Source organism: uncultured Halorubrum sp., from assembly GCF_937146585.1.
GTDB classification, from domain to species: domain Archaea; phylum Halobacteriota; class Halobacteria; order Halobacteriales; family Haloferacaceae; genus Halorubrum; species Halorubrum miltondacostae.
Genome location: NZ_CAKZRO010000105.1, coordinates 1 through 9,006, shown reverse-complemented (window position 1 = coordinate 9,006; position 9,006 = coordinate 1). Strand labels below are relative to the sequence as shown.

Annotated in this window: 11 protein-coding genes and 1 pseudogene; 7 read left to right on the top strand and 5 right to left on the bottom strand. The window is 70.1% G+C overall.

The window, feature by feature from the left end; all coding sequences use genetic code 11:
- Positions 1-278: 278 nt before the first annotated feature.
- Together Q0116_RS08805 and Q0116_RS08800 are read left to right on the top strand one after the other, a co-directional pair.
- Positions 279-527 (top strand): hypothetical protein, encoded by a 249-nt coding sequence (locus tag Q0116_RS08805; protein ID WP_297887011.1) that lies wholly within the window; start codon positions 279-281, stop codon positions 525-527.
- A gap of 113 nt (positions 528-640) precedes the next feature.
- The gene (locus tag Q0116_RS08800) at positions 641-1,438 is read left to right on the top strand and encodes a winged helix-turn-helix domain-containing protein (RefSeq protein ID WP_297887009.1); all 798 of its coding nucleotides are present in this window, start codon (positions 641-643) and stop codon (positions 1,436-1,438) included.
- A 229-nt stretch (positions 1,439-1,667) separates the two neighbouring features.
- Here the strand turns inward: Q0116_RS08800 and Q0116_RS08795 are convergent, their stop codons facing one another.
- Entirely contained in the window at positions 1,668-2,201 is a 534-nt protein-coding gene (locus Q0116_RS08795) for an inorganic diphosphatase (protein WP_297887007.1), read from the bottom strand.
- A gap of 357 nt (positions 2,202-2,558) precedes the next feature.
- On the opposite strand from Q0116_RS08795, the gene Q0116_RS08790 reads away from it, so the two are divergent.
- Positions 2,559-2,909, top strand: a complete 351-nt coding sequence (locus Q0116_RS08790; RefSeq protein ID WP_297887005.1) for a PadR family transcriptional regulator — start codon at positions 2,559-2,561, stop codon at positions 2,907-2,909.
- Between the two features lie 96 nt (positions 2,910-3,005).
- On the opposite strand, the gene Q0116_RS08785 is transcribed toward Q0116_RS08790, so the two are convergent.
- Both Q0116_RS08785 and rnhA read right to left on the bottom strand, forming a co-directional pair.
- The gene (locus Q0116_RS08785; RefSeq protein ID WP_297887003.1) at positions 3,006-3,764 is read right to left on the bottom strand and encodes a hypothetical protein; all 759 of its coding nucleotides are present in this window, start codon (positions 3,762-3,764) and stop codon (positions 3,006-3,008) included.
- On the bottom strand, positions 3,751-4,347 hold the full coding sequence (rnhA, locus tag Q0116_RS08780; protein WP_297887001.1) for a ribonuclease HI: 597 nt from the start codon (positions 4,345-4,347) through the stop codon (positions 3,751-3,753). The genes Q0116_RS08785 and rnhA overlap by 14 nt, the downstream gene beginning before the upstream one ends.
- A 138-nt stretch (positions 4,348-4,485) precedes the next feature.
- Here rnhA and Q0116_RS08775 point away from each other — a divergent pair, with 138 nt between their 5' ends.
- The 4 genes from Q0116_RS08775 to Q0116_RS08760 all read left to right on the top strand — a co-directional run bounded on the left by Q0116_RS08775 (position 4,486) and on the right by Q0116_RS08760 (position 8,193).
- Positions 4,486-5,481, top strand: coding sequence for a transcription initiation factor IIB family protein (locus Q0116_RS08775; protein ID WP_297887000.1), 996 nt, complete (start codon positions 4,486-4,488; stop codon positions 5,479-5,481).
- A 51-nt stretch (positions 5,482-5,532) separates the two neighbouring features.
- Positions 5,533-6,459 carry a hypothetical protein gene (locus tag Q0116_RS08770; protein WP_297886998.1) on the top strand — a complete coding sequence of 309 codons (927 nt, stop codon included), beginning with the start codon at positions 5,533-5,535 and terminating at the stop codon, positions 6,457-6,459.
- Between the two features lie 65 nt (positions 6,460-6,524).
- Entirely contained in the window at positions 6,525-7,853 is a 1,329-nt protein-coding gene (locus Q0116_RS08765) for an Nre family DNA repair protein (protein WP_297886996.1), read from the top strand.
- 58 nt (positions 7,854-7,911) lie between these two features.
- The gene (locus Q0116_RS08760; RefSeq protein ID WP_297886994.1) at positions 7,912-8,193 is read left to right on the top strand and encodes a preprotein translocase subunit TatA; all 282 of its coding nucleotides are present in this window, start codon (positions 7,912-7,914) and stop codon (positions 8,191-8,193) included.
- Between the two features lie 45 nt (positions 8,194-8,238).
- Here Q0116_RS08760 and Q0116_RS08755 read toward each other — a convergent pair whose 3' ends face one another.
- Both Q0116_RS08755 and Q0116_RS08750 read right to left on the bottom strand, forming a co-directional pair.
- Complete coding sequence (locus Q0116_RS08755; protein ID WP_297886992.1) at positions 8,239-8,535, bottom strand: hypothetical protein; 297 nt, start codon at positions 8,533-8,535, stop codon at positions 8,239-8,241.
- Between the two features lie 134 nt (positions 8,536-8,669).
- A pseudogene (locus Q0116_RS08750) lies at positions 8,670-9,006 on the bottom strand (radical SAM protein); the annotation flags it as partial.

Genomic DNA, 9,006 nt, shown 5'->3' with positions numbered 1-9,006 from the left:
GGTGAACAGGACGCCGGCCATTTTCGGGTGCTCTGCCACGTATTCCGCGACACTTTCGTGCATATTCTAAAAGTATCAGGATAAATAAATATTGAGATTGTTTTACGGTTGAACAACAGAGATATTTGAAATTATATGACTATGAATTAAATGGATACAGCCGCAGCAGCCGACGGATTCGCCACCTTGTCCGCTCCGCAGACCGAAAGGATCGGCGGCCACGCGAGCGCCGGCCGAGGACCGCGTTTTTTACTGCCGGGCGCGGAGTCTACCGTGCCATGACCGACATCGAATCCGCGATCCGGGAGGCGTTCGAGCACACTGAGTACGACCTCGGCGACGTTGCGGTCAACCGCCGACAGGTCCGGGTCCCGGTGATCCAGGAGGGCGCGGACCCCGACGCGCTGCGGGCGGTGATCGAGGAGGCGCTCGGGGCCGACGCGCTCGCGACCGTGACCGTGACCACGGAGCGGATCGCCGGCGAGGACACCGTCGGCACGGTCGTGTCGTTCCGATACCGGGGCTGACTCCCCGGGCGTGTCCGCGGTCCGGGCGGCGCGCGCGGTCCGAGCGCCGGCGCCGGAGACCGCCGCGACGCGGTACGATTAACAGGCCGGTACGCGTACACACGGATCACACGATGAGGGCCGAGGACGGACACGACGGCGCACAGTACCTCGCCGGCTCGCCGGTTCGGGTCGCGATACTCCGGGCGCTGCGCGACGACCCGCGGCGACCGGCCGACCTGACCGACGCGGTCGACGCCACGCGCACGACGGTCCAGCGCATTCTCGCGGGGTTCCGCGAGCGGGACTGGGTGGTGAAACGCGACGCCGCGTACCGGGTGACGCCGACGGGCGAGCGCGTTCACGACGCGTACGAGACGCTCCTGGCGGAGGTCGAGCGCGGCGACCGGTACGGCGGGTTCGCCGCGACCCTCGAACGGGTCGGCGTCGACTTCCCGCCGGAAGGGATCGCCGACAGCGACATCACCGTCGCGTCCGACAAGACCCCCCTGGCGGTCGTCGACCGCCTCACGGAGCTGCTCCGCGAGAGCCACGGCGACGAGATCCGCGCCGTCTCCCCGGTCGTCATCCGGCAGTTCAACGACGCGGCGGCCGCGGCGCTGGACGACGGCGCGAGCGTGGAGCTGATAATCGACCGCGGCGCGGCCGACGCGTCGGTCGCGGAGTTCGAACCGGCGACCGACCGGGCGTTAGCCGACGACGCCGCGGAGGTGTACGTGAGCGCGGAGCCGATCGAGTACGGGCTCTTCCGCTGCGGCGACGTGGGCTGCGTGGCCGCGTACGACGAACAGAACAACCCGCGCTGCGTCGTCGAGTCGACCGACGACGCGGTGGTCGACTGGGTGGACGACTCGTTCGAGTCGCTGCGGGACGACGCGACCCGGCTCGCTTCGGTCCTCGAACGCGCCTGAGAAGGGACTCGGCGGTCGCTACGCGTCGTCGCCGTCCTCGGTCGCCGCGTCGTCGGCGTCGTCGTCCGGGTCGAAGTTCGCGGGAACGACCGTCGGGTGGTCGATGCCGACGGAGGGCGTGGTGGCGCTCATAGCTCTAGTAAGTGATACGCGACGGCCACCCTAAAAATTACCCATGGGCATAACGCATCCGGGCGCGGGCGGCGGATGCGCTGCGGTTATACGACCGTTACGCGAACTGCTCGTCGTACAGCTCCTGGGCGTGCTCAATTGCCTCCTTCGCCGCGGCCTTGTCCTCCCAGCCGAGCGTCTCGACCTCCTTGCCCGCCTCGAGGTTCTTGTAGGTCGCGAAGAATTCGTCTATCTCGTCGAGCGTCTGCTGCGGGATGTCGTCGAGGTCCTCGATGTGGTCGAACCGGGGGTCCTCGGTCGGCACCGCGATCACCTTGTCGTCCTGCTCGCCGTCGTCGTCCATCTTCATCAGCGCGACGGGGCGGGCCTCGACGACGCAGCCGGGGAACGTCTGGTCCTCGACGAGCACCATCACGTCGAAGGGGTCCTCGTCGTCGTAGTACGACTGCGGGATGAAGCCGTAGTCGTACGGGTAGTGGACGTTGGAGTGGAGCACGCGGTCGAGGACGACGCCGGGGATGTCCTTGTCGTACTCGTACTTGTTCCGCTCGCCTTTGAGACACTCGACGACGGCGTAGATCTCGTCCGGCGCGTTCGGTCCCGTCTCGAGGTCCTCCCAGAGGTTGGCCATGTGTCCGATGGTGGGTCGATGTCGGTCAAAGTCCTTTCGGGATCGCGCGGGATCGGCGCCGCGGACGGCCTCCCCGCGGGACCGGCCGTAGCGAACCGGCGCCATCGGGTTCGCGGCCGCCTAACGATCGATCGATCGGTTTCGATCGCGAACCGCAGGCGCGGGACGACCGACGGATCGTCGGCACACCGGTCCGAATCGGTGCCGATCGGTCGACAACGGCGCACGCCTGAATAGTAGGCACATCCGGCGGGAGACACCCGGAGCGGCGAGATCCTGACGAATGTCCGGGCTGAGGCATCGCAGCGATCGTGAATGTTGAGAAAGACTATAAGTTCGGGTTCCCTTCTATTGTGTATGTCAGAGGCACAAGCAGTCACTGATGGGTCGACAGCCGCGAGCGATCTGACGGCGTTCCAACAGAACATCCTCACCATCCTCGCCGAGGAGCCGATGTACGGCCTCGCTGTCAAGCGGGAGCTGGAGGCGTACTACGGCTCGGAGGTCAACCACGGCCGGCTCTACCCCAACCTCGACGACCTCGTCGAGATGGGGCTCGTCGAGAAGAGCGAGCTCGACAAGCGGACGAACCAGTACGAGCTCACCGGCGAGGGGCACGACGTCGTCCTCGGCCAGATCGAGTGGGTCCTCGACCGGTTCGTCACCGACGAGGAACGCGCGGACGAGGTCCGCGCGCTGCTCGAGTAAGCGGCGGCGCCCGCGGGGCAGGCGGCACAGCACTCCGACCGAACCTTTTGGCACACGGCGCGGCGAAAGCCGCGTTCTCTCACCGCTGAGCGGCCGCTACGCCGTCTCGTCGTCGCCGTTCGAGCCGCCCGCGTCCGCGGCGTCGTCGACGGCGTCCGGGTCGTCGACGTCTCCGGCGACCGATTCGATCACGGAGAGCGACTCGTCGACCGCGGCGAGCTGCTCGTCGGTCGGCCACCCGTTGCGGACCAGGTACTCCTCGCGGAACTCGGCGCGGATCGCCGGCGTGGCGTCGTCGACCGGCCGGACGTAATGGTTGCTCATGAACGCCGCGAACGTCTCCGCGGTCCGGGCGTGGACGGCCGCCTCCCGCTCGGCGACGGCCTCGGCCACCGCCTCGTTGTACGCGGCCACCTCGCGGTAGCGGTCGGCGTCGCCGGGGCCGGAGAGCGACACCTCGACGGCGCGCTCGGTGGCCTCGACGCGGTCGAGCCGGACCGTCCCGTCGTCCATCCACTCGTCGGGGTACAGAACGAGCGTGTCGTCCTCGTCGCGGACGCGCACGGTGTACCCGTACTCGGCCGCGAGGGCGTCGCGCCGCTCCCGGTACTGGTCGGCCGCCGCCTCGATCTCCGGCGTCGGCTCCGCGGACTCGGCCTCGCGGGCGAGCCGCGTGAGTCGCTCCGCCTCGTCGACCGCCTCGGCGGGGACGTCCGGGACCCGCTCCTCGTCCCGCTCGGGGGCCGTCGCGGCGTCCGCGGCGTCGTCGGCCTGTCCGTCGCCGCCTTCGGCCGCCATCATCTCTCGTGCCCGTTCCTTCGCCCACTCCGGCGGTTCGTCGTCAGTTCGCGTCATCGAGTGCCTCGTTCGCCAGATCGTCGGCGCGTTCGTTTATCTCCCGCGGTACGTGCGCGATCGACCAGCGGTCGAACCGCTCCAGCAGCTCCCGAGCGCGGACCCGTCGCTCGCGGAGCTCCGGGTCGTTGGCGTCCCACTCGCCGCGGACCTGCTTGACGGTCAGCTGGGAGTCGCCGCGGACGTCGACCGCGTCGAAGCCGTACTCGTCGGCCGCCTCCAGCGCCCGGATCAGCGCGGCGTACTCGGCCTGATTGTTCGTCGCGCGCCCGATCCGCTCGCCGCCCTCGGCGACGACCCCGTCGGACGTGACCAGACACCAGCCGACCGCGGCCGGCCCCGGGTTCCCGCGGGAGGCCCCGTCGAAGTAGACGTGCGCGCGGCCGCCGCCGTCGCGCAGGAGGGCGGTCAGCCTGGTGGGGTCGCTCCCCTGGACGACGACCTTGTCGTCGTACGCGACCGCGACCGCCCCGTCGCGCTCGGCGCGCCACCGCTCGTGAGGCGTGTTCCCCCCGTCGATCCGGACGTCCGCGTCCGCGAGTCGCTCGCGCGCCGCGGCCGGGTCGCAGTCGATCGTCGGCATTCGTCCGGGTTCCGCGCCCGGCGGACAAAGGGCTGTCCGTCCGGGGTCCGCCGCTCGTCGGGGGCGAACCGAACCGTGACAACTACCCGCACGGTAACGAACTTTTAAGTAAAACCGATTGGATAGCATATAAATGCGATGACACGGCCCACCCGGCAACGGGATCACGACCGGCAGCGCGTGGGGGACGAGGACGCCGAGGAAGAGGCGATCGATGTCGCGGAGGTGGAAGACGTCGACGAACTGGACCCGGAGGACTTCGATCCGGAGGACCTGACCCGGACGGCCGACGGGGAACTGATACACGAGGAGACGGGGCTCATCGTCGAGGACGAACAGATCGATCCCGGCCCGGAGTGGCGCGCGTTCAACCACTCGGAGCGACAGGAGAAGTCGCGCGTCGGCGCCCCGACGACGAAGACGATGCACGACAAGGGGCTGACGACGACCATCGACTGGAAGGACAAGGACGCCTACGGGCGCTCCATCTCCTCGAAGAAGCGGTCGCAGATGCACCGGCTGCGAAAGTGGCAGGAACGGATTCGGACGAAGGACGCGGGCGAGCGCAACCTCCAGTTCGCGCTCTCGGAGATCGACCGCATGGCGTCGGCGCTCGGCGTCCCGCGGTCGGTCCGCGAGGTGGCGTCGGTGATCTACCGACGCGCGCTCAACGAGGACCTGATCCGCGGGCGCTCCATCGAGGGGGTCTCCACCGCCGCCCTCTACGCCGCCTGTCGCAAGGAGGGGATCCCCCGTAGCTTGGAGGAGATCTCCGAGGTCTCCCGGGTCGACCGCAAGGAGATCGGCCGCACCTACCGATACATCTCCCAGGAGCTCGGGCTGGAGATGCGGCCGGTCGACCCGAAGAAGTACGTCCCGCGGTTCTCCTCGGAGCTTGAGCTCTCCGAGGAGGTCCAGTCGAAGGCGAACGAGATCATCGAGACCACCGCCGAACAGGGGCTCCTCTCCGGGAAGTCGCCCACCGGCTACGCCGCGGCGGCCATCTACGCGGCGTCGCTGCTCTGTAACGAGAAGAAGACCCAACGCGAGGTCGCCGACGTCGCGCAGGTGACCGAGGTCACCATCCGGAACCGGTACCAAGAGCAGATCGAGGCGATGGGGATCCACAGCTAGCGGGCCCGCGGGAGCGGCACGGTTTTTTCCCTCGACGTCCGATCGCGGGACATGCTGGTCTGCGGAACCCACCGCGGACTGTATCGGCTCGACGGACCGAACGACGACCCGACGCGGACGGCTGAGTGCGGCCGCGTCTACGAGGTCGCGCGGAGCGGCGACGCGCGGCTCGCCGCGACCGACGAGGGGCTGCTCCGGTCGCCGGACGGCGAGGACTGGCGACGGCTCGACGGCCCGGACGACCCCGTCTCCGTGCTCGCCGGCCCCGAGACCGTGCTGCTCGGGACCGGAGGCGCCGATGTCTTGCGCGCGCAGGCGGCGGCCGACGGGTGGCGCTTCGACCCGGTCGGCGACCTCGACGCGCACCCCCACGGCGACCGCTGGCGGGACCGCGCGCCCGACGGCGCGCCGAGCGTCAGGACGCTGGCCGTCCACCCGGACGACGGCGTCCTCGCGGGGTTAGAGCCCGGCGGCGTCTACGCGTTCGACGGCGACTTCTGGCGGCGGTACGGCGAGGGCGTCCACGACGACGTCCACGACCTGCGGGTGCTCGACGGCGGGGCCGTCGTCGCCGCCACCGGGAACGGGCTCTACCGGACGGACGACGGCGACCGGTGGTACCGGCTCGACACCGACTTCCGCGACTTCTGGGCGAACTACTTCCGCGAGGCGGTCGTCCACGACGGGCGGCTCTACGCCGGCGCGAACCGCTGGGGGCCGGAGGCGCCCGCGGGCGTGACCCTCTCGGCGGCCGCGGACGACCCCGCGTTCGACGCCGCCGCCGACTCGGTGCCCGCCGCCGACCCCGCGTTCGCGATCTCTTGGGCGGTCGTGGACGGGGCGCTCGTCGGCGGGACGATGCGGGTCGACGCGGACGGGTTCGCCCCCGAGGCGTCGGCGCCGCTGATCCGCCGCGAGGGCGACGCGTGGACGCTCGGGACCGAACTCCCGGCCGGCGTCACGTCGCTCGCGACCTGAGCGTCGCGCGGCGTGCGAGCGCGGCGGCGACACCGTCAAGTCCGACTCGGCCCTACTGTCGGCGAATGCGGCTCGACGAGTTCATCGAGTACGAGGCGAACGAGCGCGCCGAGCGGCGGCGCCTCGCGAGCGAGAAGGACTACGGCATCCTCGATCACCTCGACTCCTTCGAGCGGCGCTTCGACGAGCACGTCTCCGACGACGCCGTCGTCGGGAGCGTCTCGCCCTCCATCTTCGTCGGCCGCGCGGACTACCCGAACGTCTCGACCGGCCTGCTCTCGCCGGTCGGCCGCGAGGAGCGGGCGGCCGCGTTCGAGACCTCGGCGGCGTGGTACGACGAGGGCGTCTCCATCTCCGACGTGTTCGACCGACGGACGAGCCTGCTCAACTCGACGCGGGGCGTCGACGTGGCGGACGCGGGAGCGACGGCCGATGTGACCTCGGCCGGCGGCGGAGGCGGCCCCGCCGAGAGCGTCCACGACGCCTGGGACGGCTGGCTCGGCGTCCAGCGCGAGGTCGCCATCGCGGACCGCCCGGTCGACGTGGAGATCGGGCTCGACGGCCGCCCGGACCTCGACTTCGACGTCGGGACGGAAGACATCAAGACGCCGACCGGACCGCGTGCGGCGGCGCGGACCGCCGACCTCGGCGAGAACCCGCACGTCCCGCGGCCGGTGAAGAAGACGCTCGAGGACGACGACTGGCGCGCCGAGGGGGCGATGACGTACCTCTACCGCCGCGGGTTCGACGTGTACGAGATCAACACGATCCTCTCGGCGGGCGCGCTCGGGCGGGGCGAGAACCGCCGGCTCGTCCCGACGCGCTGGTCGATCACGGCCGTCGACGACACGGTCGGGCAGTTCCTCCGCGGGTCGATCCGCGACAACCCGACGGTCGACCGGATCGAGGTCCACCGAAACGAGTACCTCGGCAACGCCTTCTGGGTGATCCTCGTGCCGGGGCGGTGGGAGTACGAGCTCGTCGAGATGAAATCGCCCGGCTCGATCTGGAACCCCGACCCCGAGGCCGGGGTGTACCTCGCGGCCGCCAGCGAGGGGCGCGAGGGCCGGACCGGCTACGTCGAGGAGACCGCCGGCGCGTACTACGCGGCGCGGCTGGGCGTCCTCGAACACCTCGACGAGCGCGACCGGCAGGCGAAGGCGCTCGTCGTGCGCCACGTCTCCGACGACTACTGGGGTCCGGTCGGCGTGTGGCAGGTGCGCGAGGCCGTCCGCAACGCCTTCGAGGGCGAGCGCGGCACCGCCGAGACGTTCGGCGAGGCGGTCCGCGGCGTCGCCGACCACCTCCCGGTCTCGCTCGGCCGGCTCCGTCGGAAGTCGACGCTGGCGGCCGGGCTCCAGGCGAACCTCGCGGACTTCGTCGACGCGGAGTGAGGTGCCCCGGCGCGCCCCGTCCCGGCCATTTTAGTCGCGCCGGCGAGTGGGTCGGCGCATGGTACCCGCAGTCCCCGCGTTCGGCGGCGTTCCCGGCGGTCCGGAGCTGCTGATCCTCCTCGTCGTCCTCGTGTTCCTCTTCGGCGTGCCCCTCGCCGCGATCGCCGGCCTGGTGCTGTTCTTCAAGCTGGGCTCCGACGACGAGACCGCAGCGGGCGGCGAGTCGGCGTCGAGCGACGACGCCGACGCCGACCGGATCGCCGAACTGGAGGCGGAGGTCGAACGGCTCCGCGAGAAGGTGGACGGCGAGGGGGACGCCGGCGAGAGCGAGCGGAACTGACCCCGCTCGGGACCGCCGACGCCGGACGACGTCTCGGCGCGTCGGTCAGTCCTCGGCCCAGTAGTACAGCTCCTCGCGCGGCGCGTCGCAGCTCGGACAGTTGGCGGGGAGCTGCTCGCCGATCTCGCCCATCTCGCCGCACTCCCAGCAGCGCCACATCACGTAGGCGGTGCCGAACACATCGCGGGCGTCGGTGAGCGCCAAGGTCTCGGAGCTCGACGGCGACGCGACGTAGAAGCCGTCGTCGTCGACCCCGCGGATCGACCCGAGACGGTCGCCGTCCTCGTTGTACACCGTCTGTCCGATGCTCACGTCGGCGAATACGGGTTCTTCGGAGGCCATGGCCGGCAATACGTGCCGGTACCCCATAAGTGTGGTAGCAGGTGACACGAGCGCGCGCTGGTCTCGGGCCGTAGCGAATCGAAAGAGCCGACGCTGGAAGGAAGCCGATAACGGCGGGCGGGCGACGGCAGGAGTTAGGCGACCGGCGTGCGCTCGACGACGGTGCCGTCGGCGGTCGGGTACTGCTCGACGATCTCGCCCTCGTCGAGGTCGCCGTCCTCGACCATCTCCTCGAGGAGCCACCAGGCGACCTCGACGTGGTTCGACTTGACGGTGTAGAACTCCTCGGGCACGCCCAGCGCCTCGAACCGCTCGGGCTCGGCGAACGCCTTGCCGTAGACGAGGGTGCCGTCGTCGGTCACCTCGTCGAACTCGCGGCGGATGTTCTTCGCCATCCGCTTGAGGCGGTTGCGATGTTGGGCGGCGTCTTTGAACACCGACGTACAGAAGTACACCTTCTCGTGGCTCGCC